Here is a 26418-nt window from a genome sequence, read left to right on the forward strand (position 1 = left end):
TGCTCAATAATGGAATGCATTTTCCGCCAGCAGGCCCAACCGGAAAGCATGTCCCGTAATTTCACGTCATTCCGGGTCGCATTTTCCCAAGCGCCCCTAAAGCGGAAAGCGCATCCCGCTCAGGATTGAAATTCTGGGATGCGTTTTCCGCGGGTCCACATAAAAGAAAAGGACCTCTTTGCAGAGGTCCTAGTCAATTCAAGGTGGCGGGGAAGGGAATCGCGTCCGCGCGCTGCGCGGACGGACCGCTGCGGCGCTTGCGCGCCTTGCGAGCTACGCTGGCAAACGCTATCGCGTTTCCTCAGCTCCGCGCCCTCGCGGGGTTCGATTCCGTGCAGGGGCTACATAAAAGAAAAGGACCTCTTTGCAGAGGTCCTAGTCAATTCAAGGTGGCGGGGAAGGGAATCGAACCCCTGACACGAGGATTTTCAGTCCTCTGCTCTACCAACTGAGCTACCCAGCCATTTGAGGTGTGCCTTGTTTCAAGGCTTGATTAGTATAACCAAGGACGCGCTCCGGTCAACCGAGAATTTGAAAAAAGTTTTTGGACACCGCCTCGGTTCTGTAAAGCAGCACGTCAGAGACATCAACCGGCCGCAAAAAGTTTTTCGCCCAGGGCCTTCAAGCCTGCACTCGTTGCAAGACAGTGGGCGATACAAGGATTGAAGGGCGTTCCAGCACCGCCCAAGCACCGGGACAGGAGCACATGCGCCAGGGGCGGACATTTTCGTAGCGTGCAAGGATATTGCCGCTGCAATCAATAAAGGCAATGTCGATGGGATAAGCCATAAAACAGGTGTGAACCGAAGAGCAGCACGGAAACGCCATGACGAGCGGCAGTCCGTCAGCCGTAATCGGCACGCGGCCCAGCATGCCGCGCAAGCGTGCGTCAAACGATTCTGCCACCATAAACTCTGCCGGCGACCAACCGAGCCTATTGAGCGCACGCGCGTAGGCGATATAAGACAAGACGGCGCTCACATGACCACCCCCGGTCGCCACGGATCGACCGTAACCGCGCGCTCGTGCGACAGCTTCGCCGGCGTCCCCAGAGAAACGCCGGCAATGCTGAGCAATCTAGGCCACGGCTCATAGTACATGACGCAGGCATAGGTCCTAAACGTCCCGGACAGAGAGAGCAAGCCGCCGTCAGACGACGCCGAGCTCTGCTCGCTCGAGACCTCGACCTGCAGATTATAGCCCTGCATAGCCGCCTGAATCTCGGACTGGACACGCATCGAGGCATCGACAGAGCTCTCATCGCCCTCCCCTTCCGGCGCCACAGCGTGCGCCAGCACGATATCGGGCACCACGCGATCGAAGCGCGCAACGGCGCCAGCAAAGACCATGACGTTGTACACAATGAGCGCAAGCGCCAGCAAAACGGGAGCGACCACGGCCATCTCGACCGTCGCCTGGGCGCGCTCCTCGTACAAGACTGCACCAACGCCCATTACGATCCACCGCCCAAGGCGCCCGCCAGCGTAGCGACATCGACGGTAAGCGGGATGGAACCACCGCCGGGCAACGGAATCTCCGCAAGTGTGAACACCGTACCGCTAATGGTGCGTTCGACTTGATATTCCAACGCCTCGCAGAGCGCCTTGGGATCCGTCACGCCCAACGGAATACTTCGCAGTTTGTCTTGCGCTTGAGAGAGACCGGCAATGTCAGACCCCGGACTCTTAATGACGTTAGCGGAATCGGTCAGCACCGGCTTTCGCAGGCGCAAGTCGCACGGTTCCAAACCCAGCGCCGCCACGGACGCCGAAACGGTATCGCCGAGCCACGATGCAATGGAGCCCAACGCGCCGCTGCCCCCTCCTAGGTCTTTAATCATCTCGTCCATAAGTTCGTCGGCCGAACCTTGGATGTCTCCGTATCCCACAAGCAGGCGTCCCCAAACATCCATGACGCCATCGAGTACGCCGGCAACGCCGCCCGAGCGCTCTTCCAGTGTCGAGAAAAACCGCGAGAGCACGTTGTTTTGCGCCGTCGCGTTGTCGGGAGCCAAGACCGCGGCAGAGATTGCACCGCGACTGCCGAGCGTAACCGGCTTATTGAATGAAGAGTTGAGCTTACCGGGACTGGTCATATCGCCCGAGACCGCAAAGGAGACCACGCCGCTTCGGCCGGGCGGGGCGATACGCGGCCGCTCGCCCGAAAGCGCCTTGATGGCCTGGTCAAACGCATTGCCCGCACGGTCGGCCTCATCCTCGGTCTGACGCTCAAGTTCGAGTTCTTTGTTGCGGCAGTCGACGTAGTCTTCCAGGGCATCTTTGAACTTGTCAAAGTGGTATTCGAAGCCGTTTTCGATAGAAGTCGAAGGCGCTGCAACGGCACCGAGCGACGAAACGCCAAAATGGCATCTGTTGCATCTGTCCTGCCCGTCATAATCGGCAACCGAGGCTAACCCGCCTGGCGACCCCTTCTTATAGTTGGGGCAACTCGTTCCGTAATGCAGATACGTCTTGTCATCGATGGTACTAATTGGCCACGCCGCATCGGTATAGAGTTCCGTCGCTCGCACCTCTTCAGAGTTGCGCGGCAACAGCGGGATATGGGAAGTGACTTCATCTCCGTCCTCGGTTACATATGCACGATTGACCTCTGTACTCGCATAGGTGTAAAACGCCTTGCGCGCCGCCGACTCCGCCTTCGTCTCGACGCTTGAGCCCTGAGGTGCCTCGTTTGCAAGGCGCGAGCGGTAATAGGCCTTCGCGCGATCGAGCGCCACTTGCGGCTCCCATGTGACACTCGAGGCATAGTGCGGATTCTCAATATCCGAAAGCTTCGCCAAGCTCCTCGCGCGTTCCCACATGCACGAACAGCTTCCGACTGCGCCTCTGTCCGATCCGCCGCAGTCGGCAAGCCAGGCGCGTTCCTTGGCCTTTGACGTTTTCTCGGACGCTTTCTTCAGTTCCTTGGCAGCATAGTCAAGGTCTTTTGAGGTGCTCTCGATGGCATCGGTCGAGATTTCTGACCCCTCGAGCGCAACAAAGTCCGACTCCGATGTCCTGGGCACGGCGAGCGCTGTGCCGGTATAGATCACGTTATCGGTATCCTGCGCCGAAACAGCCTGCGTAGCTCGCGCGGCAACCAGATATGGCAGAGCCGTTTCGACTTTTTGCAAACCCTCCGACGCACTTTTGGCAAACTTATTGCGCGTTTTAATAATCTCAATCCCGGTATCGACCATATCGCTTGCGGCTATTTTCCCACCCGGCACCAGCATGGCAACCAAGCCGGTGCCGATTGTGGCAAACCCCGCCAGGCCCAAGCTCAAAATGCTCGCATCCACCACCGTGGCCGCTGTATGGTAGGACGATATCACGTTGGCACCCGCCAGAGCACCGCTATCGGCCGCCACCTGGGTATCCCCGGCACGCGACATACTCCATATCGCCGCCGTCGACGAAAACAGCAGCGTAAGCACCACAAGTATGACGACCGCCGAAGAAAGCGTAGTGTAGGCACCGTCCTCGATAAACAAGTCGATACCGGAGCGGCCCATGAAGCCGCCCCGCTTGCGGCGGGCATTCGACCGGCAACGGCACACGAGCCCTCGCATCATTCGCAGCAGGCGACGCCTAATCCCACGCGGCAATCCACGAATCATAGTCTCCCTCCAGCCATCCGGGACGCGATCGGTACGAAACGTCGACTTTCAACTCAACATTTCCTCCTCCCCCCACATTGCCCATGGCCTGCGCGAACGCGCCGATCACGGGCAGCGGCTTTACATCACCCGCGATAGATACAGACGAAACGCCCCCTGCGTCCGCCCGGCCAAGCTCGATATCCCACGACAGCGGTCCGCCGGCGTGAAAGATCGAGACATCGGGCACCGCGGCGAGACGGCGGCGGGCAAACTCCTTGAGGTCGTCGTCCTCCGCCGCCGTCGTGGTCATGAGCCGCGCCGTCTCGGCGGCGGCAGACTCCATGACCGCACGCGTATAGAGCAGGCACACCGGCTGCAGCGCAAGCAGGATGAGCGTCAAAAACGTCGGCAGCAAAAAGGCGGCCTCGACCGTGGACTGCGCCCAATCCTCGCGCGCGATATCAATAGAGTGCGATGTCTTTGGCGCCTGCGGCGGCGTCGATAACCGATGTCGAGGCGACGCCATGGGACGCCGCCCGTGCAGCCAACGCCGCCAAGCGTCCGTCGGTGCCGGCGCGCCAAAGCCCCGCAATCGCCAGCACGATGGAAAGCAGCGCCATGGTGACGATGGCGTACTCAACGGTCGATTGAGCAGACTCCTCGCGCAAAACATCAAGCATTTCACGATCCCTCCTTTGACCCCGATGCTTGCGGAACCAAGCGCACCGCGCGTAAGCGGCACGAGGCGTCGCCGGCATCCGCGGCAACCGTCACCATGTCGACCCAGCCGCGCCCATCGCGCACGATGGCGCCCCATACGTTGCCCTTGATGTCGAGGTAACCGCTTAGAGCGAGCTGGGCTGTGGGCACCTCGCGATAGACACGCAACAGGTCCGCGGCAGCCTCGGTCATCGGTCGCTCCTCGGCCCATGTCAGCCGGGCTGCGACTGCGTTGTCCGCAGATGGCCCCGCCGCAGCATCCGCCCGTTCGTCGAGCGCCCGCAGAAAAGTTTGTGCCGTGACGGCGGCATCCCTGTCGGCCGTGTCCCGCGCTTTGTCATAGGGAGGCGCCACCGCGCCCGAGCTCCCATCCGCGACGGCCCCAGAACGCTGCTGTCGCACGGCATTCAGCCCCCAGAGCGTCGCCGCTATCGCCACAATCAGGCAAGCGAGCACCAGCAGCACGCCAACAGAATGCCCGCCTTCTACAGGCTGTTGATGCCGTCTTTGATCGCGTTCCATAGCTTTTCGACGTTGCCCTTAAATGCAACGATGGCAATGATCGCGATTACCACGAGCACGCCGACCAAGATGGCGTACTCGGTGGTACCCTGCGCGCTTTCCTCCTGCACCAGCGCCTTGGCACGTTGACAGGATCGCATTGCACGGTAAAGCGTCCGACTCCAAACCCTACCCATAACGTCAGCCATTTTGTTCATGTATTCCTCCCTACATCATCCCGCCTGCTCCCAGCAGCGGGCCCAATATGGATAACAGCAGTGCCGGCAAGATGAGCGTGCCGGTGGGAACCAGCAGCTTGACGGGCGCTCGTTCAATCTCGCGCTCGACCGCGGCACGATGGGCGGCGCGAATCTCGCGACTTTGGGCAGCAAGGGTCTCGGCAAGCGGGGCACCCAGGGCGAGCGCTTGACCCACCGTAATGGCAAAGGTCTCGAGCGCCCGCACGTCCAGGTCCTGCGCGGCCGCCAACAACTCGTCCTCGCGCGCTCCCACGCCCACCTGCCACGCCATGCATGCCCGTTCAAGCCGAACAGTCAGCGCCGATCGACGATTGGCGCAAAAGATCTCGAGCGCCGCATCGAACGAAAGGCCGGCGGAAAGCCCCAGGCTCACCACATCAATCATCTCGGACACCTCACCGAGCGAAACCTGCGCTGAGTTGTCCACGCCAAATGCGCCCCTCACCCGCGCAATAGCGGCATCGATCACCGAATGGGCCGCAGCAACGACTAGCACCGCCTCGCCCCTGAAAATCTCCATGGTCTTGCGCACATCCGAGCGCTCCAGGCCCGTCGCGACAAATACGCCGAAGGCGCACAGGCAAGCCGCGGCGGCAACCAGGGCGCTCACAGCTCCACCCGCATAATGCGCCGGATAACCACCAGGGCGACGCCGTTAAGGGCAAGCCCCAGAACCACGGCGCCGGCGCCTACCGGCGTTGCGAGACCGTAGCGAAAATCTGCCGAAAGCAGGGCCAGCACCGCGCACATACCCGCCGGCATCGCCGCGACCATATGCGCCGACATGCGCGCCTGCGACGTTTTGACATCCAGGCGGCGCTTGAGCTCGATACGCTCCCCCACCATGCTCGACGCCTCGGACAGCAGATCGGCAAGCGGGGCACCGGTCCGCTGCGACACCTTGAGCGCCAACGTGACAAGCGAAAGCCCGGGGGCGTCGATGCGGACAAGCAGGTCGTCGAGCGCATCGGCAGCCGAAATGCCGCAGTCGATCGCCGCCGCTACCCGCAGAAACTCGGTATGCACCGGCTCTTGCGCGTGAGCGCCCACAAACCGCATGCCCTGGGCCAGCGAATGTCCCGAGGCAAGCGACATGGAAAGTGCCGTAAAGGCCTCGGGCATAGCTTCCTCCACATCGCGCTGCTCGCGTCGGTGGTCAAAGATGTCGCGTGCGGCGCCCGCGGCAAAGGGCGCAACCGCCCCCAAAACAAAGCCGATGGGCGATAGCGACACCACGGCAAGTGCAAGGCAGCAGACGCCACTCGATAGGAACAGGAACGCCAAGCGTGAAGCATCATCCTCAACGACAAGACCGATGCGGCGCACGGGAACCAACGATACCCAGGAGCGGGCGATCTTTTTTAGCAGATCGTTTTCCACCAGCTCACGCGGCAGCTTCTCTGCCGCCGTCTCGAGCGTCTGGCGCACCAGCTCCGCCGGCGGCACCCTCGGCACATGAGGCTCCACTCCGCATACCGTCGCGACCGAAAACCCGGCAAGGCCCCCTACGACGAGGGGCACAACGACCTCCATTCCTCCACCTCCTCCTGCGTAAGCGTTCCCGAGCGCAAGCCCTCTGCGATAAACGGCGGCTCGCGGTTGAGGGTCCAGATGCGCTCGGCGGCATCGAAGGTCACATAGCGCTCGAGTTCCACGCCACCCGACGCGCCGCGTCGCACCCCCGAATAGGAGGACACAAAACGCCGGCCGTCCGCATGGCGCTCGGACATCACGATGCCGTCAAGCGCCATAGCGATTTGTTCCTCGATAAGCTCGCTCGGCAGATCGATGCCATAGCGCGCAAGCAGCGTCAAACGCACCACGGTCTCTTGCTCGGTGCCCGCATGAAGCGTGGTGAGCGACCCATCGTGCCCGGTGTTCATGGCCTGCAGCATGTCGCAACATTCCGCACCGCGTACCTCACCCACCACAATACGGTCGGGACGCATACGCAGGGCGTTGGTCACCAGGTCGCGGATTGTCACCGCACCCTCACCCTCAATTGAAGCCTCGCGCGCCTCCAGGCGAACCACATGCGGGTGATGCGCGAACTTGAGCTCGGCGGAATCCTCGATCGTCACGATGCGCTCGCCGGTAGATATCTCGCACGATAGCGCGTTGAGCAGCGTAGTCTTGCCCGACCCCGTACCGCCCGCAACCGCCAAATCTTGGCGCAGCGACACCGCACACGAAAGCAGTTGCGCATACCAAAGCGGCAGCGACCCCAGGCCCACAAGCTCGTCCAACGAACAGATGCGATCCGAGAACTTGCGGATAGTGAGGATCGGCCCATCGATCGCCACGGGCGGAATCACCGCGTTGACGCGATAACCTGTTTTGAGACGGGCGTTGACGATGGGACTGCGCTCGTCGATACGCCTGCCCAGCGGCGAGATGATGCGGTCGATGAGCACGCGGATCTGCTCGTCATCCTCAAACGCATGCTCGATGGGGTATAAGACCCCGCCGCGCTCAAAGAAAGCCGAGCGGCAACCGTTGACCATAATCTCGGTGACGGTGTCGTCCTCGATGAGCGGCTGCAGCGGGCCCAAGCCCACCACGTCATCCAAGATCTCGTTGATGATGGTCTCACGCTCGGGCGTCGCCAGGTCGGTCGGTTCTTCCACGTTGAGTGCCGCCTCCACCGCAGGACGCAATTCCGAGCGGGCAAGAACCGGATCGACGTAGGCACTGATGCGTGCCACCTCGTCGTAGCCCACGCGGTCCATCACGGCCCGCTTGGTGCGGCGCTTGACCGCACGGCGCCGTCCCACATCGACAGGTGCCGTCGCCGCTGCCGCACCGGCTGCTTTAATTCTCGTTTGCAGGCTCATCGGCAATCACCCTCACGCGACCAGGGAAGGCGGATGCGCGGGCGTTCGGTGCGCGTTGCACGGTCGGCGACCATATCGCTCCAAGGGCCGACGGCGCACCCCAGTTCCACGAGCATCTCACGCGTGGCCTCGCGCACGCTGGTCGCAAAAGCGCTGGTCTGCCCCACTGCCTCGTCAGCGCGCCCAAACGCCATGAGCGCGGCGAGATCCTGCCCGCCATCGGCGATACGAATCTTGGAGCTCAACGCACAGGCAATCTCAAAGCGCATGGCGACATCCTCGTCCGCCCCACGCGCGCCAAATCGGTTGAATACGGCGCTCATGCGCGTGCGCGGCACGCCCACACGGCTCGCCAGCTCAATGACGCGCGCTGCAGACGTCGCGGAAGAAACTGCCGCATCACCCACGACAAGGCAACGGTCGCACGCCGCCACCGCAGCCGCCACGGCATCGCCCCAAAAGACCGAGGTATCGATAAGGACCACGTCGGACTCACGACGCAAGATGTCGAGCAGCAGCTCTACCGGACGCGCCATGAGCTCGGCGCGCTCGGGCGCTGCGACAGGCCCCCAAAGCGTAACACCTGGGGCAACGCGCATCGATGCAGCGACCACGTCTGGCTCCGCAAGTGCGCCCGCGACCGACGGCTCGATAAGTGTCGCCATGTCATGCGGGGCATCGGCGCCCAGCAAGTCGTAGAGATTTCCAAACATTAGGTCCAAATCGAGTACGGCAGCTCGCAGACCCAGCAACGAAGCGGCATGCGCCATCGTGGCGACAATCGTCGATTTGCCACAGCCGCCCGAACCCGAAATGGCGCAGATGACCGGAGCTCGATGCGACGTCGACGCAGTGTCTGCCAGCGGTGCAGGGGCTGACGACGTGGGCGGCAACGTCCCCGTCTCGCCAGCCGCACCCAAGTGCTGCGTCCACGCCGGCACGGCAGGCTGCTCAAACGGTAGGGGCGGAACTGGGGATTCCGCTGTCACGTCGACGTGCGGGCCATCACCCGCGACAAGGCCCTCGACCTCATCGAGTCCATCGGCCAGGCTCACGCCGTGCACATATCCCATATCTACGGCCAGGAGGTCTTCGCCATACGGCACCGACGCTCCGACGTCACCACATGCAAGGGGGCCCGGGGGGCGCCGAACATGCTCGGCTTCCGCTTTCCCATAGTCATCAACACGCGGGCCTCTTGTAGCGCGAGGCGCCCCGGGTTCCCTATCAACAAAAACATCGGGCTCAGGCGACACGCCCCAATCGGAATCAACCGCTCCCTCGCCCACATGTCCGCTGCCGCATATGCTGTGCGCAGCGATGACCTCGGTCGCCCCCGCGCGAAACAGCCCCTCGATATCCGACGGATCGAGCGCCTCTATCAACACGACGACGCGGCTCACGCGTCCTTCGGCAGTCAGGCGCGCGACGGTCTCTCGCACATCTTTAGTATCAAACAGGGATGCCGCGATAATGGCAGCGCCACGGCGCGAAGGAAACGCCCGAGCCATAGACACCAACCCGTCTAGGTCGCCCACGCGAAGCACCTGCGCGCCCGCATCGCGGCCCTCGACTTCCTGCTGCAGCAGTCCGTAATCGCCACACGCGCAGCACGCAAGCCAGATCGCCTTCATCACTCGTCGCCTCCGCTCTTTTTGCCGCGTGCCGTGGCGGGAATCGTCAAGCTGACCGTTCCCTTGCCCGAGGCTCCCAGCAATTCCTTGACGTCTTTGGGGTCGGCCGCCAGCGTCACCCACTCGACCTTGCCTTCGCGCGTGGCACCGGCCTCGTCGCTGGTATCGATCACATACGCGCCGCACAGCCGGTCGGTCACGCCGTCTTTTTGCACGTACACATCCACGTAGCTGCCCACGCCTGCGGCTCCGCCCACCGAATGCTCGGCATCGACTGCCACCGAAACGGCAACCTTGCCCTTGGGCACCTCGAGCGTATGGCTCTCGGCTTTGGTGTAGACATCGCAGACCACGGCATTTTTGGGAATACGCGAGGTCGTCACGTCGCCACGCACCTGGCGCAGTTCGGTCGCCGCATCGCGCGGCAGCAGGCTCGCGAGCCACTCTTGGGTTACGACATTGGTCTCGTCGAGGGTCTCACCCACATCGATATCACGTGCGGCAACGCAAACTTCGACGCGATCGCCGCCGTATTTGGCCAAGGTTTTGGCCTGGGCCTGCTCAGCCCGCGAACGAACCGATGACCCGTAAACCATGCAGAGTGCCGCGGCGAGCACGCCCGCTGCCAGACTGATGGCGATGCGCTTGCTCTTGTTCACGGCAGCTCCTCTCAAGACAGCACTGGGCGGATGGGATGCCCGTACCACTATTGTCCGAGCGGCCAAGCAACAAAACAGCGCGATCACCATCTTGGTTTTAAGTGTCAAACCAATTACCAGCCAAGAGCTGACCAACCCGTCAAGCCCGCGGCAAGGTTTTGGTCAGCGCGTCGGCAAAACGCTCATTTAAGGGCGCATCGCCAGTAAAAAAGCCGCCTCCCGCACAGTTGGAAGACGGCTGTCATAGATAAATTCAATTACAGATGGACATCGGGATCGAGCATTTGGGCACTCACACGCATGGATGACGCCAAGTTTTGGAACGTTTCCAGGCGCAGGCCATCGATCTGCCCGGCATTGGCGGCCTCGCGAACGGCGCAGCCCGGTTCGTGGGTATGCGTGCAGTCGCCAAACCGACACGCACGCGACGCCTCGACGATCTCGGGGAAGGCACGCGCTAGGCCCCGCTCGTGACCAACGAGTGGCAAACTGCGCAGGCCCGGAGCGTCGGCAATGACGCCGGCGTCGCCCGGCAGCGCCACCATCACGCGCGCGACCGTGGTATGGCGGCCTTGGTCGTCGCGCTCGCGCACACCACCGGTAGCCAGCGCATCGTGGCCCAGCAGCGCATTGAGCAGCGTCGACTTTCCGGCCCCCGACTCACCCAGGATCATGGCGCACGTTCCCGCCGGAACACAGGCGCGCACCTCATCCAAACCACGGCCTTCGGCAGAGGACGTCACGATCACGCGCACGTCCGGGCCCACCAGACGGCGCACGCGATCCAGATCGCGCTCGAGTTCCGCGGCCTCGCAGCGGTCGGCCTTGGTAAGCACCACCACCGGCTCGGCATCGCAGTCGAGCGCCAAAACCAGCGAGCGCGCCACGCGGTCGAGCAGCACTTCGCCGGCGCCAAGTGCCTGCACGATCAGCACGCTATCCACGTTGGAACAAAGCACCTGACGCTCGCCGCGGGCGCGGCCACGCCAACGCTCAAAACTCGTGCGTCGCGGCAGGACGCATTCGATTACGCCCATGTCGTGCCCGGGTGCACGACGCACCGCCACACGGTCGCCCACAGCCGGCAGCAGTACCTCGTCCTCGCCGCGCGACTTGGCAAACCCCACGGCATGCTCGGCACGAAAGGTATCGTCGGCCGTCACCACCAGCGGAAACCCGCGATCTAAGCGCACCACGGCGCCCAGTTGCATCTGCTCGGGCTCCTCGGCTTGGGCGCAAAAATCGTCAAATGCTGCCTGCTGAGCCGCGGCGACCGGCAGATCGCCAAACGCCGGAACATCCTGCAGCGCATCGAGTCCCGGCACGCTCGCCAGCAGCTCCTCGACAGACGCGGGGGCTTCGGTCGCAAGCTTCCGACGACGATCACGCTTGGCTCGCGCCCCCGTCGTCTTTTTCTTCGCCTTAGCCCTAGCTTTACCCACAAGCGCCTCCCAGCACCACAAATCACAACTGAGCAGGTATTTTAAATCAAAAAGAGCTGGCCGGGCAAAGCCCGACCAGCTCACATACTTTCCCTCAGCCCTTTATCATCCGCGCGGGAGAAAAGCCAGCAAGGATACCGCAGGGCCCGCCCCGGAAGCCCTTTCTCCCGAACGATCCCGCAGCGCGAAGCGCGAGGACCATCGAAGAAGAAACCCCGCAGGCGGTCGGGCCGGTGGGAAGGATGGCCTTTCGACCTACTCCTTCTCCACCGCGCGCATGATCGCCTTGTAGATCTCCATCAGCGGAATGATCAGGAAGGCAAGGCCCAGCGCGGCGATAACGCCCTTGAGCTCAAGCGTCACGGGGCCAAAGAACATCTCGGCAAGCGTCGGCTGCACGGTTACGATCACCGTCAGCACCAGCGCCAGCGCGGCAGAGGCCCACAGCCACTTGTTCTGCTTCTTCATCTTAAACAGCGACGTGCGGCGGCTGCGCATGTTAAAGCAGTGGAAGATCTCGACCATGTTGAGCGTGATGAAGGCCATCATCACGCCTTCCTCGTCGGCGACGCCGGCGATCATATCGGAGATGTGGATGTAGCCCATGTCAAAGTACACGCCCACAAAGAAGCTCGCCAGCACCAGCGCGGCAATGATCAAGCCCTGGACCACGCAGTCCAGACCCATATTGCCGGCAAAGACACCGTCCTTGGCGTTGCGCGGCTTGCGCTTCATGATGTCGCCCTCGGCATCCTCCATGCCCAGCGCGAGCGCGGGGAAGCAGTCGGTGACCAGGTTCACCCACAGCAGCTGCACCGGCTGGAAGATGGTAAAGCCGATGAGCGTGGCGATAAACACCGAGAACACCTCGGCAAGGTTGGCCGAAAGCAGGAACTGGATGACCTTGCGGATGTTGTCGTAGATGCGGCGACCCTCTTCGCAGGCACCGATGATGGTGGCGAAGTTGTCGTCGGCAAGCACCATGTCGGCAACGTTCTTGGTAACGTCGGTACCGGTGATGCCCATGCCGACGCCGATGTCGGCGCGCTTGATGGACGGGGCGTCGTTGACGCCGTCGCCCGTCATGGCCACGATCTGGTCGCGCGACTTCCAAGCCTCGACGATACGGGTCTTGTGCTCGGGCTGGACGCGGGCGTACACGCCGTAGTCCTCGATGTGCGCGTCGAGTTCCTCGTCGCTCATGCGATCGAGGTCGGCACCGGTGATGGCATGGCTGCGATCGGTGACGATACCCAGCTGCTTGGCAATGGCCACGGCGGTGTCGATGTGGTCGCCCGTGATCATGACGGTGCGGATACCGGCATCGTGGGCCTCGCGGATGGCGTCGGCGACCTCGGGGCGGACCGGGTCAATCATGCCGGACAGGCCGCAGAAAACCAGGTCGTGCTCGAGCGCGGCGGGGCTGCAGTCGCTCGGGACCTCGGTGTAGGTGCGGCTTGCCAGCGCCAGCACGCGCAGGGCCTCGTCGGCCATGGCCTTGTTGGCGGCCACGAGCTCGGCACGACGCTCCTCGGTCAGGGGGACGACCTTATCGCCCTCGTAGATGTGGGTGCACAGGCCGATCACCACGTCGGGCGCGCCCTTGGTGTATTGCTCGTACTCGCCGTCCAGGGTCTCAACGACCACGGACATCATCTTGCGGCCCGAGTCAAACGGGGCCTCGCCCACGCGCGGGTGCTCGGCAGTCAGACCAGTGAGGCCCGCCTTTCCGGCATCGTTGACGAGCGCGCACTCGGTCGGCTCGCCCACGGCCTCACCCAGTTCCTCGTCCCACTGGGCATCGGAGCACAGCGCCATGCCTGCCAGGAACTTCTCCTTAGGCGCAGCGAGCTCGTGCTTGACGACGGTCATCTTGTTTTGGGTAAGGGTACCGGTCTTGTCGGAGCAGATGGTCTGCGTGCAGCCGAGAGTCTCGACGGCAGAGAGCTTGCGGATAATTGCCTGGCGCTTGGCCATCTTGGTCACGCCAAGCGACAGCACGATGGTCACGACGGCGACCAGGCCCTCGGGGATGGCAGCGACGGCGAGCGAGACGGCGACCATAAAGGTGTCGAGCAGGGCAGTCGGGTCGGTAAGGACGTTGCCCACGCCGTGGCGGACGATGTCGACGCCAAAGATCACGACGCAGATGACGATCACCATAATGGTGAGGATACGGCTGAGCTCGGCGAGCTTCACCTGCAGCGGTGTGAGCTCTTCCTTGGCCTCGGCCAGGGCACCGGCGATCTTGCCCATCTCGGTATCCATGCCGGTGCCGACCACGACGGCGCGGCCACGGCCGTACACAACGGTGGAGCCCATGTAGCACATGTTCTTGCGGTCGCCGAGCGGCACGTCATCGGTGCCCGCGGCAAGCTCGATCACGTTGGCGTGCTTCTCGACCGGCACGGACTCGCCGGTGAGCGCGGCCTCTTCGATCTTCATCGTGGCGCTCTCGAGCACGCGGCAGTCGGCCGGGACGGAGTCGCCCGCCTCGAGCATGATCACGTCGCCGGGTACGAGCTCGGCGCTCGGCAGGTGCACGAGTTTGCCGTCGCGTAGAACCTTGGACTGCGCCGCGCTCATCTCCTGAAGGGCCTCGAGGGCCTCCTCGCTCTTGGCTTCCTGGACCACGCCCAGCACCGAGTTGACGATAACGACGAACATGATGATGGCGACATCGGCAAAGTCCGCCTCGCCCTTAACCATGCCCGTGAGCGCGCTGATAACGGCGGCAACGATCAACATGATGACCATGGGGTCGGCCATCTGCTCAAAGAAACGCTTCCACAGCGGCGTCTTCTCGGCTTCCTCAAGCTTGTTAGGGCCTGTCTTGGCGAGGCGCGACGACGCCTCGTCGTTGCTCAGGCCGAGGTTCTCATCGACACCTTGGTCGCTGAGCACCTCCGCCGCGGCGGACAGGTATTCCTTTTGCATATAGAGTCCCCTCCTGGGATTCGGGCCACTCAGCAGATTGATGCCCGATCATAATTCCCAGGAGAAGGGCAAGGGCTCATCAAGGCTGCCGTGCTGAGCGGCAGTTGATAGTGGAGCTATGGTACCCCAAAGCGACGCGTCTAGCCAAAACAATCCATTTGGAAATATGGTCCGTATGCAACGATGCGGACCGTGTGATGCTCAATACTGATAAAACGTTTTTTCTTAGGCGCGTCGCCAAACTAAAATATCGCCCAGATAGCAGCGGTTAGAGCGGTTGGTAAAGTTTTTTCATATACCGTTTTTCCCGTAAAAAAAGAACTTCTAATTCGGCATATGGTCGATTTTTTGGGGTATTCGGTCGGTATTTCGTTATAATCAACTCAGTTTTATTTCTTATGGTTTATCTATCAGCGCAAGACGATGTCAGATGGAGGTCTGAATGTACAAGCGCACTAAGATTGTATGCACCATGGGTCCCGCCTGCGATAGCGACGAGACCATCCGCGAGATGATCAAGGCGGGCATGAACGTCGCCCGTTTTAACTTCTCGCACGGCTCCTACGACGAGCACCACGGTCGCATCGAGCGCGTCCGTCGTATTTCCAAGGAGCTCGGTATGCCCGTCGGCATCCTGCTCGACACCAAGGGCCCCGAGGTCCGCACCGGTCTTCTGGTCGACGGCAAGAAGGTTGCCGTCAAGACCGGCGACAAGATCGTCGTCACCGCTCAGCCCACGTCCGAGGATTTCCACGGCACCGCTGAGCACATCTCCCTCGACTACCTGGCTCTGCCCTCCGAGGTCGAGAAGGGCTCCCTCATCCTGATCGATGACGGCCTGGTTGCTCTCGAGGTCGAGTCCGTCGACGGCCAGGACATGACCTGCGTCGTCAAGAACGACGGCCTGATCGGCGAGCGCAAGGGCGTCAACATGCCCAACGTCAACATCTCGCTGCCCGCCATCACCGAGCGCGATCGTCAGGACATCCTCTTTGGCCTGACCGAGAACATCGACTACATCGCCGCTTCCTTCATCCGTGACGGCGAGTCTGTCCGCGGCATCCGTGAGCTTTGCCGCGAGAACGGCGGCGAGCACGTGACGATCTTCCCGAAGATCGAGTGCGCCCTGGGCGTCGAGAACTTCGATGAGATCCTCGAGGCTTCCGACGGCATCATGGTCGCCCGTGGCGACCTGGGCATCGAGATCAAGCCCGAGCTCGTTCCTCACATCCAGAAGGAGATCATCGCCAAGTGCAACGCGGCCTACAAGCCCGTTATCACCGCTACGCAGATGCTCGACTCCATGCAGCAGAACCCGCGCCCGACGCGCGCCGAGGTTGCCGACGTTGCTAACGCCATTTACGACGGTACCGACGCCGTCATGCTGTCCGGCGAGTCCGCTGCCGGTAAGTACCCGGTCGAGGCCGTCAAGATGCAGGCCAGCATCGCTCTCGAGACCGAGAAGTACCTCCCGGCTCACGCTCCGCTCGAGGTTCCGACCGATGCTCACGGCACCCGCGTCGTCAACAACGTTGTGGGTATGTCCGCTGTGAACATGGCCACCACCGTTGGCGCCAAGTGCATCACCGTGCCGACGACCACCGGCCGTACCGCTCGCCTGATCTCGCACTTCCGTCCCAACATGCCGATCTGCGCGTTCTCCCGCCACGAGTGGGCCGTCCAGCAGATGATTATGTACTGGGGCGTTATCCCGCACAAGGCCGAGATTACCCAGGGCACCGTCAACGGCACGATCGTCAAGGCGATCGAGACCGCTAAGGAGCTCGGCTACGTCGAGACCGGCGATTTGACCGTCGCTACCGCCGGCGATCCCCGTATGAGCGTCCAGCTTGAGGACAAGGTCTCCTCGACCAACGTCGCCTACGTCGCTCAGGTGCGCTAAATCGCACTTGCAAGCACATTTGCATTAAAAGGGCCCGGAAGGCTTCGCCTTCCGGGCCCTTTTTAAGACCTACTTCATATGCCGCTTCATCGATTTGTGTTCGGTCGCGAACCTTTCCGATGCCGAGCGCACCACCAAAGACGCCCTGCGACGGAAACTGTTGGTCAATTGGGATAAACTGCTCACCGTTACGTCAGCCGGCTAGCAGCCAGCGACCAGAGGGACTGCGGGGACGTCAGAAGCGGCAACGCGGGCGGCAAAACCCGCCTCGGTTAGCTCGACGACCTCGGTAAACGTTGCGTCAAAGAACTCTTCGGTCAGCAGACGGTACGGCGGATGATCCGGATCGCCGGGGTTTTCGCGCACAATCTCGTGCATAACGCCAATGGTCTTGAGCACATACTCTTGTGGAATCAAATACTGACCAAACTGGGCCGCCGCGGTATAGAGGCGATCGGTCGCACGCGGGATAGAAACGATGCCGAGCGTCTTGCCAAACCAGTCAAAGTCTCCCTGCTTCTTAATGCGGAACTCCTCGCACGGCTTGCCGCCGCGCGCCTCGAGATATTGGTTCACGCGCGTGTTCCACACGGTATCGGCCACCAGATGCGACCAAACGCCCAGCGTCAAATCGAGCAGCGACTGCGCCACGTCATCGGGCGCAAGCGAAAACTCGGCGGCGCCGGGGCCGTCAACCGGCTCGGCGTCTTTGTAGCGCTGCGGATAGTGCACCCGATTGAGCCTTTCACGCTCTTCGACAATCGAGGTCGCTGCAGCCGGCGCACCCGCCGGCGCACCTTTAAGCAACGGCGCCACATAGGTGTCCCAAAACTCATGCTCGCGTGGCTTAGGAATGGGCTCGGGCTTGGCAAAGTGCGTGATGCGATACGGGATGGGGTCGGCAATACCGGGAACCATGTACCCCACAAAAATGTCCGGAACCACGCTGCCAAACAAAAAGGCATTGCGGTCGCGCACGTTATCGGTAAGCGCGCCGGCACGCGCCAGAAGTCGTTCCGTCTGAGCGATATGAATATTCCAACTTGGCATAGCTACCCCCGTAAAAATCCGGATAACTATACCATTCGCAGCAAGTCACGTGCGCGGCCGCAACCCCACTATGCGGCAACTATTCTGCTGCACCGTTTTCGGTTCCATATGACGGCACGGGAGCCTCGACCACGTGGTGATATCGATCGATATAAATCGCACGGGCCCCAAGACGTCGTACTAAATCCTGATGATGCGTGCTCATCAAGACCGTCTTACCGGCAGCAACATAAGCCAGTAGAAAGTTGACCACGATGTCGCAAGAGTCCTCGTCAAGTCCGTTGGTAGGCTCGTCGAGCACCAGAATATCGGGGTTCATCGACACGACGGCAGCCAGCGCCACACGCTTCTTTTGCCCACCCGAAAGCTGATAGGGCGAAGCATCGACCAGATCGGCAACCTGAAACAGCTCCATGGCATCGCGGACGCGGCGCCCGAGCTCGTCCGCCGAAAGCCCCATTTGAGCCGGGCCAAACGCGACCTCCTCGCCGACCGTGGCGCAAAAAAGCTGTGCATCGGCGTTTTGGAACACGAAGCCCACGCGCTGATGGAACCGCTGGGCCGTCGCGGAATCCTTGAGATATGCCGCATCGACCACATGTCCATCAAACAGGTACATACCCGCATCCGCAAGCTCAAGGCCGTTGATGAGCCGCATGATCGTCGTCTTGCCGCAGCCGTTGGGTCCAAGCAGCGCAACCAGTTCACCGCGATTAACCTGCAGCGACACGCCATCGACCACCGTATGGCCCGCATAGGAAAACACCACGTCGCGAAACTCGATGAGCGGCGTGGCCTTGGCGCCGGCAGCACCGCTCGCACCCATCGCACCATTTGTATCGTTTGCCAAAACGTCGCCCTTCCCTGTTCACATCGACGGCTTGACCGCCCGCGCTACAGCACCGCGCACAACACGGCGAGCAGCACCACAACGGCCGCATAGACCGCGTCGCGCCAGCCAAAGCCGTTCCGTGTAGGCGCCGGATATGCGCCGGCAAAACCGCGGCAAAGCATAGCCTCGTCCATCGCGCGGCTGCATTCCATCGCCTTGATAAAGGTCATGCCCATGATACCCGCGATCGAATCGGTGCGCGAAAATCCTGCAGGCGCGCGGCCCACACTGCGAAGCATGACCGATTCGCACAGGTCGTGCGCCGTGCGACCCAGCACCTCGATGTGTTTGAGCGCCATATCAAACGTAAAGATAACCTCGTCGGGCAGGTGCAGCATCTTAAGCGCCGCCGACATGCGACTCCAGGTAAGCGTCCACGAAACGCCCAGCACCAATGACACATTAACAAAGGTCTTGAGCGCAATCTTGAGCATGGCGCCCGTGGCAGAAGCACCCAGCAGCAGGGCAGGCAGCGCCAAAACCACGGCAAACCCCGCGGCAGCCAACGCCGGCACAAAGGTCGCGCGCAGCCCGCGTACGGGGCGCACCGCAACGAGCACCAACGCGATCGCTGTCATCAGCATCAAGTACAGCGGGCTCTGCGTCAGGCATACGCACAGGACGCAGACGAACATCCCCACCAAACGCACTGGCGCCGAAACGGAAGAAAGGGCGCGGTCGATAATCGACCCGCTCTTATGCACGCCGCCACCTAGGCGAACCCGCTCAAGCAGGCTCGCCAGGTGCAGGACATTCTTTTGCATCACACGATGCCGAGCCCCCACGGGCTCGTATCGCTGCTCGACCGCAAGCCAGCTAGGCAGCTCGACCGTCGCCATGGGCTCCGCTTTCCTTGACCGTTAGCGAGACCAGACGGAATGCGATGATGAGCACCGCCACGCCAATCACGCCCGAGAGGATATACATGGCAGCCTGGCCGGCAAAGCCAAGGCCCTGCTCCTCGGAATAGGCCTGCAGATAATCGCCCGTGGGCAGGGCATCGGCAAAGGTCGGGGTATCGAGACCGACCGAAGTCTGCAGACTGTCGTCACCAGCCTCCTGAACGGCGGTCGCGGCGCCCTCAGCGTCCCACTCGCCCCAGGCGTCACCCGTGGCAAGCAAGCCGAGCGGCGTGGCCACGACAAGCACGGCGACCAGGATGAGCGTGGGGACCAGCGAGGTCTTCTTGGCAGCAGCGCCCTCGGCAGCAAGCTGGCCATCAGCGGCCTCGGGCCCGACGATAACGCTCGGCGCCGTCTTCTTAATGAAACCGTAGATGGCGGCCGTCGCCACGCCCTCGACCACGCCGGCTACCAACATGTGCGGAATCATCATGGCCGGAATGGCAATAGAGAGCGGGAAGGGGCAGTACAGCGGAGCGCCCGAAGCGTTGGTAAAGAACATCGGCTGAATACCAAACTCGATCGCCGTGCACAGGGCCGCCAGGCACAGGCCGACCCAACCGCTTACGACGGCCGAAACCGAGGTGCCCCAGCTCTTGTCGTGCAAACGGCTGTTGAGCGCACGGAACACGATAGCGGCGGCAAACGGCAGCACGAAGGCCATGTTAAAGCAGTTGGCGCCAAAGGACAGGATGCCGCCGTCGCCAAACAGCAGCGCCTGCAGCGCCAGCGCGACCGAAACCGCGATGGCCGCGGCCTCCGGGCCCAGCAGCAGCGCGATGAGCGCACCGCCGACGGCGTGACCCGTGGTACCGCCGGGCAGCGGCACATTGAACATCATGAGCAAGAAGGAGAACGCGGCGCAGATACCCAGAAACGCCATGTGCTCGCGATCGAGCGTGGCGCGCACCTTTTTGATGCAGTGAACCCACACGGGCACCATCGCCACTGCCATGACGACATCGGTCTGCGGGGACAGATAATTATCTGGAATGTGCATGTACGCCTCCCGGTTATCGGCGCACAGAATTACAACGCCGCTTAAAACACCTTGCCAGTGTTACGTATTGTCAGATTCGTAACACGCCACGGGCTATCATAGCAAAACGGCGCACTGCCGACAAAGCAGCACGCCGTTATGCAATGCGCGTGTCATATATGCAGGCTCAGCAGTGCCTTATACCGAGGATAGCAGTCACGTAAGGCTCGGCAGCAGCCACCGCTGACCCATACCCCAGTGCAGGACCTAGCCGCGGACCTCGCCGTTTACGCCCTTGCACACCTTGGTGACGATCTTCTGGTGCGCTTTTTCGACCTCTTCGCTGGTAAGCGTGTGGTCGTCGGAGCGATACGTAAGCGCAAAGGCCATGGACTTCTTGCCCACGCCCACGCGGACCGGATCGCGGTAGACGTCGAACAGACGCACACCCTCGAGCAGCTTGCCGCCGGCGCTGGTAATGCGGCGCTCAAGGTCCTCGCAAGTCACGGAGTTGTCGACCACGATAGCAAGATCGTGCTCAACAGCCGGGTACTGCGAGAACTCGCGGTAGTTCTCCTGGTTGCGGGCGCCCTTAATCAGCTTGTCCAGGTCGAGCTCAAAGGCAACGACGACCTCGTCGATGCCCATGGCTTCGCGCGCCTCGGGGTGGATCTCGCCGACCCAGCCCAGCACGGTGCCGCCAGACAGAACCTCGGCGGCACGGCCCGGCTGCAAGAAGGCATAGCCCTCGCCCTCGACGGGACGGAAGCGAACCTTCTCGATGCGCAGCTGGGCGAGCAGCTCCTCGACAATGCCCTTGCCAAAGAAGAAACGCAGCTTGCGGTACTTCATGTCCCAAGACTGCTCGCTCCACTGGCCCGAGAGCACGCCCGCCACGGACTTGGTCTCCTTGGGCAGGCTGGCGTTCTCGCGGCCGTGGAACAGGCTGCCGACCTCGTACAGGTGCACGTTGGGCGTGCCATGGGCCTCGTTATACGCCACAGACTGCAGCAGGCCCGGCAGCAGCGAGCGGCGCATCTCGGTCTGCTCGGCCACTAGCGGGTTCATAAGTACCACGGGGCAGCCGCGGCCCTCGGTGGACATGCCGATCTTCTCCAGGTCGCCCGGCGCGGCAAAGCCAAAGGTCGTGGTCTCGTTGAGGCCGCAGGCGCGCAGGATCTCGCCGACCTTGCGGGTAAGCTTCTGCTCGCGGGTCAGGCCACCGATGTGGTTCTTGGCAGCCGGGATGGTCGCCGTCACGCGGCCCATGCCCCACAGGCGCAGGACCTCCTCGATCAGGTCGATTTCGCGCGGCAGGTCGGGGCGGAAGCTCGGCGGGGTAACCATAAAGTCCTCGCCGTCGCGCTCGACGGTGCAGCCCAGGCGGGTGAGCGAGCGCTCGATAAAATCGGGCTCGATATCGGCGCCGCAGATGGCGTGCACGCGGGCCAGGCGCAGCTTAATGCTGTCGATGGTCTTGGGCGCGGGGAACACATCTACGTAGCCGGGAGCGACCTCGCCGCCGGCGATCTCCTCGATGAGCGCGCAGGTAACATTGGCCACATCCACGCAGCCGGTCTCATCGACCTGGCGCTCAAAGCGGATGGAGGCGTCGGAGATCAGCGACAGGTCGCGGCTGGTGTGCGAGGTGCGACCGGCGTCGAAGCAGGCGCTCTCGAGCATCACGTCGACGGTGTCGTCCTCGATCTCGGAATCCATGCCGCCCATAACGCCGGCCAGCGCCACGGGACGCTCGCCGTCGGTAATGAGGCCCATGCCGGCGTCGAGCGTGCGCTCCTCGCCGTCGAGGGTCGTAAATTTCTCGTCCTGCTGGGCGGCGCGAACCACCACGCGGCGATGACCATCGCGCTCGGCAAAGGTGTCCAGGTCAAAAGCGTGCAGCGGCTGACCGGTGAGCATCATCACATAGTTGGTGATGTCGACGATGTTGTTGTGCGGGCGCACGCCCAGGGCGTTAAGGCGCTTGACCATCCAGTCGGGCGACGGGCCGACCTTCACGTTGCGCACGATGCGGGCGACATAGCGGTCGCACAGGCCCTCGTCGGCGATCTCGACCGAAAGCTCGTCGTCGGTCGCGCGGCCGGTCTCCGCCTTGATGGCGGGCAGCTCAACGTGGAAATCGCGATCGAAAATGGCACCGGTCTCACGGGCCATGCCGATCATAGACAGGCAGTCGGGGCGGTTGGGCGTGATCTCGCAGTCGAGCACGGTATCACTCGAGCCCACGTACTCGGCAAACGGCATGCCGCAGGGCGTATCCTCGGGCAGGATCATGATGCCGGAGTGGTCGCCGCCCAGGCCGAGCTCGCGCGCGGAGCAGTTCATGCCCATGGACACGACGCCTCGAAGCTTGCTCTTCTTGATCTTGACGTCACCGGGAAGCACGGCGCCGATCATTGCCGTGACGATGTGGTCGCCGGCCTCAAAGTTCTGCGCGCCGCAGACGATCTGCAGCGGGGCGGGATTGCCGTCGGCGTCGAGGTTCTTGTCACCCACGTCGACCGAGCACACATACATATGGTCGCTATCGGGGTGCGGGGTCTTGGTGAGCACCTTGGCAGTCACCACGTGGTCGAAGGACTCGCCCACGGTGTCGATCGCCTCGACCTCGGTGCCGGTACGGATATATTCGTCCGAAAGGGTCTTGGGGTCCTCCGGAATATCGATCATGGTCTTGAGCCAGTCGTAAGAAACACGCATCTAACTGGTCTCCTTTCATCTGTAACGTCTGCAATAAACAGACGGAAAACTCCAGCTACGGAGACGGGTTTCCGAGGTGCCGCAGATTGCCCCGAAAGAGGAGCGCCGCGTACTTGGGTACGCAAGCGACGGTTTGAGGGGCAAGGTGCGGTGGCTCGGGAAGCCGCCGGGACAGGTCAACTTAAAACTGATTCAGGAAACGCATATCGCCCGTCATGAGCGTTCTGAGGTCGGGCAGGTCGTAACGCAGGGCAGCGACGCGCTCGGCGCCAATGCCAAAGGCGAAGCCGGTGTACTTCTCGGGGTCGATGCCGCAGTTGATCAGGACGTTGGGGTCGACCATGCCGCAGCCCAAGATCTCGATCCAGCCGCTGTGCTTGCAGAAGTTGCAGCCCTTGCCGCCGCAGACGTGGCAGCTCACGTCCACCTCGCAGGAAGGCTCGGTGAAGGGGAAGAAATGCGGGCGGTAACGCGTCTTGCGGTCCTCGCCAAACATGCACTTAACAAAGTAGTCGAGCGTGCCCTTAAGATCGCCAAAGGTGATGCCCTCGTCGACGACCAGGCCCTCGATCTGGTTGAACTGCGGCAGGTGACAGGCGTCGGCCGTGTCGGGACGGTAGACGGTGCCCGGGCAGATCATGTAGATGGGCGGCTTCTGCGACTCCATGGTGTGAATCTGCACGCCCGAGGTCTGGGTGCGCAGCAGCACGTCGGACTCGCCGTGGGCATGCGCCTCGGGGTGCGCGACGCTGCCGGGGTTGTTGTCGACCACATAGAAGGTGTCGCGGGCCGAGCGGCTCGGGTGATCCATGGGGGCGTTGAGCGCGGTGAAGTTGTAGTAGGAGGTGTCGACCATGGGACCAGACTCGACGGTGTAGCCGATACCGCTAAAGATATCCTCGGCCTCCTCGATGATCTGCTTGATCAGGTGCTGGTGGCCGATTTGCGGACGAATGCCCGGCAGCGTGATGTCGACGGCCTCGTGCTCCAGTGCGTGCTTGAGGGCGGCGGCCTTCATCTCGGTGGTGCGCTCGTCGAGCATGCCCTCGATCAGCTGGCGCATCTCGTTGGCGCGCTTGCCCATCACGGGGCGATCCTCGGGGGCGAGCTTGCCCATCATGCGCATCAGGCCGGTAATACGACCCTTGCGGCCGAGCAGCTCAACGCGCGCAGCCTCGAGCTTGGCGGCGTCGTCGGCGCCAGCGACGAGCTCCTTGGCCTCTTCCTCGAGTTTGACCAGATCATCAATCAGACTCATGTCTTCCCTTTCGTCTCTCGCGTTCCCCGCTCGCCAGGACGACTGCCGCCGTCTGGCGTTGCAAAAACGCGGCCCGGTTCGGTAACAAAAAAACCGTCCTCGGGCATGTGCATTGCCCAAGGACGGTTGAATTCCGCGGTACCACCTTGTTTGACCCGGCGGATGTCTGGCCCGCCGTGCCCACTCTATGCCCCTTATCGCGAGGCTCACGGCTTCCCTACTGGGGCTTCGCCGCCGCTGGCCGCGCGCCCGTTGAGGTTGCTGCTCGGGAGTGAACGCTTGGCCCTTGCCACCGCAGGAAGGCTTGCAGCCCATGACCTTCCCTCTCTTGCCGGCGACGCGGCGGGCAAAACCCTCTCCGTCAACGCATTGGGCTATAGGATAACACATTCTGCGAGCATATCGCCGCGTTCCGTTTTGTTCGCACTGGGTACAAGGCAGATAGCTGTGCAAACTGGCCGCACGCCCACCCGTGGCGTCCGGTCTGCGGGATCAAGGATATGGGTATGGGAAAGAAACTCGATAAGAAGGCCAAGGCCGCCGTGGCCAAGGCCTCTAAGAACGCCAAGGCGGGCAAGGGCATCAAGAAGCTCCGCAAGCTCGAAGGCAAACTATGGACCCGCGAGTACCTGCTCAAGATTGCCGAGTTCGATGGCGCGACGATTGCCCCCGCCAACGGCGCTGCGGCCCGCGCCGATGCTATGGGCGCCCTTGCCGGCGAACATCACAAGCTCCTGACCAGCAAAAAGTTCGTCGAGCTTGTAGGCTCGCTGGCACACGAGACCGTCGCCGGCGGCAAGATCGACGACCCGCAGCTGCTCGACGAGATCCGTGTGCTCGGCCGCGACCAGCGCGAGGCAAGCGCCATTCCCACCGAAGAAGCCGAAGCCTGGACCAGGCTCACCTGCGAGGCCGACGCCGTGTGGCACAAGGCCAAGACGGCCAACGACTGGGCGAGCTTTGAGCCCTACGTGGATAGAATCGTCGCCCAGCTCAAGCATCAGGCCGAGCTCATGGACCCCAAGCGCGACCCATACGATGTTTGGCTCGACCAGTACGAACGCGGCCTTTCCGCCAAGAGCTTCGATGCGTTTTGTGACGAGGTCAAGGCCACCGTCGTGCCGCTCGTTCACGCCATCGGCGAGCGCGGACAGCAGCCTACTGCCGACTTTTTGCATGCCCGCGTGCCCGAGGCCGCCCAGCGCGCCATGAGCTTCGACCTGATGAAGCTCGTCGGCCTTAACCTGGACGACACCACGCTCGCCTTTACCGAGCACCCGTTTAGCGAGGGCTTCTCGGTGGGCGACGCGCGCATCGCCACGCACATCTACGAGAACGACTGCATCTCCAACGTCTATAGCATCATCCACGAGGCGGGGCACGCCATGTACGAGCTGGGCGTCAATCCCGCTTACGCGCGTACGTGTCTGGAGGGCGGCACCTCCATGGGCATTCACGAGAGCCAGAGCCGCTTTTTCGAGAACACCGTAGGCCGTAGTCGCGCTTTTATGGGCCCGCTGCTCGAAGTGCTGCGCCGTCACGCGCCCGAGGTCTACGGCAACGTGGACGAGGACACGCTCTACCACGCCGTGAACATCGCTCGGCCGTCGCTGATCCGTACCGAGGCCGACGAGCTCACCTACCCGCTGCATATTATGGTGCGCTACGAGATTGAGCGCATGCTGTTTGCCGGCGAGGCCACGGCCAAGGACATCCCCGCGCTTTGGAAGCGCTTTATGGACGAGTACCTGGGCATTCCTGTTCCCGACGACACGCGCGGCTGCCTGCAGGATACGCACTGGAGCGGCGGCTCGTTTGGCTACTTCCCCACGTATGCGCTGGGCAGCGCCTACGATGCCATGTTTGTGCCGGCCATGTGCCGCGACGGTGTCGACCTTAACGGCGCCTGTGCGAGCGGCGACCTGACACCCGTCCGCGCTTGGCTGGGCGAGCACATTTGGCAGTGGGGCCGCGCCAAGGACGCGCCGGAGCTCATCAAGGGCGCGTGCGGTATGGCATTCGATGCCCGCTACTACTGCAGCTACCTGCAGGACAAGTTCACCACGCTGTACCAGCTGTAAGGATTGACCAGCACGCCATCGCCAACGCCAACCATGTTGACGTC

23 protein-coding genes and 1 tRNA gene are annotated in these 26418 nt (G+C 62.4%); 3 read left to right on the top strand and 21 right to left on the bottom strand.

From position 1 onward, the window contains the following. Positions 1-390: 390 nt before the first annotated feature. From ACQRAQ_RS03400 to cpaB, 13 genes are all read right to left on the bottom strand, one after another. Positions 391-463, bottom strand: a tRNA-Phe gene (locus tag ACQRAQ_RS03400). A gap of 158 nt (positions 464-621) precedes the next feature. Then, positions 622-981: a DUF192 domain-containing protein gene (locus ACQRAQ_RS03405; protein ID WP_427793904.1), complete on the bottom strand. Its 360-nt coding sequence runs from the start codon at positions 979-981 to the stop codon at positions 622-624. After that, positions 978-1454 (bottom strand): hypothetical protein, encoded by a 477-nt coding sequence (locus ACQRAQ_RS03410; RefSeq protein WP_427793906.1) that lies wholly within the window; start codon positions 1452-1454, stop codon positions 978-980. The genes ACQRAQ_RS03405 and ACQRAQ_RS03410 overlap by 4 nt, the downstream gene beginning before the upstream one ends. Next, positions 1454-3619 carry a hypothetical protein gene (locus tag ACQRAQ_RS03415; protein ID WP_427793907.1) on the bottom strand — a complete coding sequence of 722 codons (2166 nt, stop codon included), beginning with the start codon at positions 3617-3619 and terminating at the stop codon, positions 1454-1456. The genes ACQRAQ_RS03410 and ACQRAQ_RS03415 overlap by 1 nt, the downstream gene beginning before the upstream one ends. Further along, on the bottom strand, positions 3591-4127 hold the full coding sequence (locus ACQRAQ_RS03420; RefSeq protein ID WP_427793909.1) for a TadE/TadG family type IV pilus assembly protein: 537 nt from the start codon (positions 4125-4127) through the stop codon (positions 3591-3593). The genes ACQRAQ_RS03415 and ACQRAQ_RS03420 overlap by 29 nt, the downstream gene beginning before the upstream one ends. Then, on the bottom strand, positions 4063-4281 hold the full coding sequence (locus ACQRAQ_RS03425) for a hypothetical protein (protein ID WP_154517649.1): 219 nt from the start codon (positions 4279-4281) through the stop codon (positions 4063-4065). Before ACQRAQ_RS03425 ends, ACQRAQ_RS03420 begins: the two co-directional genes overlap by 65 nt. Before the next feature lies 1 nt (position 4282). Continuing rightward, positions 4283-4513: a hypothetical protein gene (locus ACQRAQ_RS03430; protein ID WP_154517646.1), complete on the bottom strand. Its 231-nt coding sequence runs from the start codon at positions 4511-4513 to the stop codon at positions 4283-4285. 293 nt (positions 4514-4806) lie between these two features. Next, on the bottom strand, positions 4807-4953 hold the full coding sequence (locus ACQRAQ_RS03435; protein ID WP_427793970.1) for a hypothetical protein: 147 nt from the start codon (positions 4951-4953) through the stop codon (positions 4807-4809). A 97-nt stretch (positions 4954-5050) separates the two neighbouring features. Further along, positions 5051-5692, bottom strand: a complete 642-nt coding sequence (locus tag ACQRAQ_RS03440) for a type II secretion system F family protein (protein ID WP_427793911.1) — start codon at positions 5690-5692, stop codon at positions 5051-5053. Then, entirely contained in the window at positions 5689-6615 is a 927-nt protein-coding gene (locus tag ACQRAQ_RS03445; RefSeq protein ID WP_427793913.1) for a type II secretion system F family protein, read from the bottom strand. The genes ACQRAQ_RS03440 and ACQRAQ_RS03445 overlap by 4 nt, the downstream gene beginning before the upstream one ends. Beyond that, positions 6588-7916, bottom strand: coding sequence for a CpaF family protein (locus ACQRAQ_RS03450; RefSeq protein ID WP_427793915.1), 1329 nt, complete (start codon positions 7914-7916; stop codon positions 6588-6590). Before ACQRAQ_RS03450 ends, ACQRAQ_RS03445 begins: the two co-directional genes overlap by 28 nt. Then, positions 7913-9550 (bottom strand): AAA family ATPase, encoded by a 1638-nt coding sequence (locus ACQRAQ_RS03455; RefSeq protein WP_427793917.1) that lies wholly within the window; start codon positions 9548-9550, stop codon positions 7913-7915. Before ACQRAQ_RS03455 ends, ACQRAQ_RS03450 begins: the two co-directional genes overlap by 4 nt. Continuing rightward, complete coding sequence (cpaB, locus tag ACQRAQ_RS03460) at positions 9550-10209, bottom strand: Flp pilus assembly protein CpaB (RefSeq protein ID WP_370450646.1); 660 nt, start codon at positions 10207-10209, stop codon at positions 9550-9552. Before cpaB ends, ACQRAQ_RS03455 begins: the two co-directional genes overlap by 1 nt. Between cpaB and ACQRAQ_RS03465 the strand changes: the two genes are divergently transcribed. Continuing rightward, a complete protein-coding gene (locus tag ACQRAQ_RS03465) occupies positions 10196-10399 on the top strand; it encodes a hypothetical protein (protein WP_195838599.1) in 204 nt (67 codons plus the stop codon). The genes cpaB and ACQRAQ_RS03465 overlap by 14 nt on opposite strands. A 67-nt stretch (positions 10400-10466) precedes the next feature. Here the strand turns inward: ACQRAQ_RS03465 and rsgA are convergent, their stop codons facing one another. Together rsgA and ACQRAQ_RS03475 are read right to left on the bottom strand one after the other, a co-directional pair. Beyond that, complete coding sequence (gene rsgA / locus ACQRAQ_RS03470) at positions 10467-11420, bottom strand: ribosome small subunit-dependent GTPase A (protein WP_427793969.1); 954 nt, start codon at positions 11418-11420, stop codon at positions 10467-10469. A 486-nt stretch (positions 11421-11906) separates the two neighbouring features. Then, positions 11907-14588 carry a cation-translocating P-type ATPase gene (locus ACQRAQ_RS03475; RefSeq protein ID WP_427728430.1) on the bottom strand — a complete coding sequence of 894 codons (2682 nt, stop codon included), beginning with the start codon at positions 14586-14588 and terminating at the stop codon, positions 11907-11909. A 442-nt stretch (positions 14589-15030) separates the two neighbouring features. Here ACQRAQ_RS03475 and pyk point away from each other — a divergent pair, with 442 nt between their 5' ends. Further along, entirely contained in the window at positions 15031-16491 is a 1461-nt protein-coding gene (gene pyk, locus ACQRAQ_RS03480; RefSeq protein WP_427793920.1) for a pyruvate kinase, read from the top strand. Between the two features lie 201 nt (positions 16492-16692). Here pyk and ACQRAQ_RS03485 read toward each other — a convergent pair whose 3' ends face one another. The 6 genes from ACQRAQ_RS03485 to pheS all read right to left on the bottom strand — a co-directional run bounded on the left by ACQRAQ_RS03485 (position 16693) and on the right by pheS (position 24293). After that, positions 16693-17541, bottom strand: coding sequence for a hypothetical protein (locus ACQRAQ_RS03485; RefSeq protein ID WP_427793921.1), 849 nt, complete (start codon positions 17539-17541; stop codon positions 16693-16695). Between the two features lie 79 nt (positions 17542-17620). Continuing rightward, complete coding sequence (locus tag ACQRAQ_RS03490; RefSeq protein ID WP_427793923.1) at positions 17621-18391, bottom strand: energy-coupling factor ABC transporter ATP-binding protein; 771 nt, start codon at positions 18389-18391, stop codon at positions 17621-17623. A gap of 44 nt (positions 18392-18435) precedes the next feature. Continuing rightward, positions 18436-19272, bottom strand: a complete 837-nt coding sequence (locus tag ACQRAQ_RS03495; RefSeq protein ID WP_427793925.1) for an energy-coupling factor transporter transmembrane component T — start codon at positions 19270-19272, stop codon at positions 18436-18438. Beyond that, positions 19250-20335 (bottom strand): cobalt transporter CbiM, encoded by a 1086-nt coding sequence (gene cbiM / locus ACQRAQ_RS03500; RefSeq protein ID WP_427793926.1) that lies wholly within the window; start codon positions 20333-20335, stop codon positions 19250-19252. The genes ACQRAQ_RS03495 and cbiM overlap by 23 nt, the downstream gene beginning before the upstream one ends. A 246-nt stretch (positions 20336-20581) precedes the next feature. Next, complete coding sequence (pheT, locus tag ACQRAQ_RS03505) at positions 20582-23035, bottom strand: phenylalanine--tRNA ligase subunit beta (protein ID WP_427793928.1); 2454 nt, start codon at positions 23033-23035, stop codon at positions 20582-20584. 181 nt (positions 23036-23216) lie between these two features. Then, complete coding sequence (gene pheS, locus ACQRAQ_RS03510; RefSeq protein ID WP_154517607.1) at positions 23217-24293, bottom strand: phenylalanine--tRNA ligase subunit alpha; 1077 nt, start codon at positions 24291-24293, stop codon at positions 23217-23219. A 506-nt stretch (positions 24294-24799) separates the two neighbouring features. Here pheS and ACQRAQ_RS03515 point away from each other — a divergent pair. Beyond that, on the top strand, positions 24800-26374 hold the full coding sequence (locus ACQRAQ_RS03515) for a carboxypeptidase M32 (RefSeq protein WP_427793929.1): 1575 nt from the start codon (positions 24800-24802) through the stop codon (positions 26372-26374). Positions 26375-26418: the final 44 nt, after the last annotated feature.

It is taken from the genome of Collinsella sp. SGI.178, assembly GCF_050313495.1.
Taxonomy (GTDB): Bacteria; Actinomycetota; Coriobacteriia; order Coriobacteriales; family Coriobacteriaceae; genus Collinsella.

Coding starts and splice junctions, on each gene's coding strand:
- ACQRAQ_RS03455 (WP_427793917.1), bottom strand. CDS start 9,550: ATGAAGGCGATCTGGCTTGCGTGCTGCGCGTGTGGCGATTACGGACTG.
- ACQRAQ_RS03410 (WP_427793906.1), bottom strand. CDS start 1,454: ATGGGCGTTGGTGCAGTCTTGTACGAGGAGCGCGCCCAGGCGACGGTC.
- pyk (WP_427793920.1), top strand. CDS start 15,031: ATGTACAAGCGCACTAAGATTGTATGCACCATGGGTCCCGCCTGCGAT.
- pheS (WP_154517607.1), bottom strand. CDS start 24,293: ATGAGTCTGATTGATGATCTGGTCAAACTCGAGGAAGAGGCCAAGGAG.
- ACQRAQ_RS03495 (WP_427793925.1), bottom strand. CDS start 19,272: ATGGCGACGGTCGAGCTGCCTAGCTGGCTTGCGGTCGAGCAGCGATAC.
- ACQRAQ_RS03425 (WP_154517649.1), bottom strand. CDS start 4,281: ATGCTTGATGTTTTGCGCGAGGAGTCTGCTCAATCGACCGTTGAGTAC.
- ACQRAQ_RS03415 (WP_427793907.1), bottom strand. CDS start 3,619: ATGATTCGTGGATTGCCGCGTGGGATTAGGCGTCGCCTGCTGCGAATG.
- ACQRAQ_RS03430 (WP_154517646.1), bottom strand. CDS start 4,513: ATGACCGAGGCTGCCGCGGACCTGTTGCGTGTCTATCGCGAGGTGCCC.
- cbiM (WP_427793926.1), bottom strand. CDS start 20,335: ATGCACATTCCAGATAATTATCTGTCCCCGCAGACCGATGTCGTCATG.
- ACQRAQ_RS03445 (WP_427793913.1), bottom strand. CDS start 6,615: ATGGAGGTCGTTGTGCCCCTCGTCGTAGGGGGCCTTGCCGGGTTTTCG.
- ACQRAQ_RS03485 (WP_427793921.1), bottom strand. CDS start 17,541: ATGCCAAGTTGGAATATTCATATCGCTCAGACGGAACGACTTCTGGCG.
- rsgA (WP_427793969.1), bottom strand. CDS start 11,420: ATGCAACTGGGCGCCGTGGTGCGCTTAGATCGCGGGTTTCCGCTGGTG.
- ACQRAQ_RS03515 (WP_427793929.1), top strand. CDS start 24,800: ATGGGAAAGAAACTCGATAAGAAGGCCAAGGCCGCCGTGGCCAAGGCC.
- ACQRAQ_RS03420 (WP_427793909.1), bottom strand. CDS start 4,127: ATGGCGTCGCCTCGACATCGGTTATCGACGCCGCCGCAGGCGCCAAAG.
- pheT (WP_427793928.1), bottom strand. CDS start 23,035: ATGCGTGTTTCTTACGACTGGCTCAAGACCATGATCGATATTCCGGAG.
- ACQRAQ_RS03475 (WP_427728430.1), bottom strand. CDS start 14,588: ATGCAAAAGGAATACCTGTCCGCCGCGGCGGAGGTGCTCAGCGACCAA.
- ACQRAQ_RS03450 (WP_427793915.1), bottom strand. CDS start 7,916: ATGAGCCTGCAAACGAGAATTAAAGCAGCCGGTGCGGCAGCGGCGACG.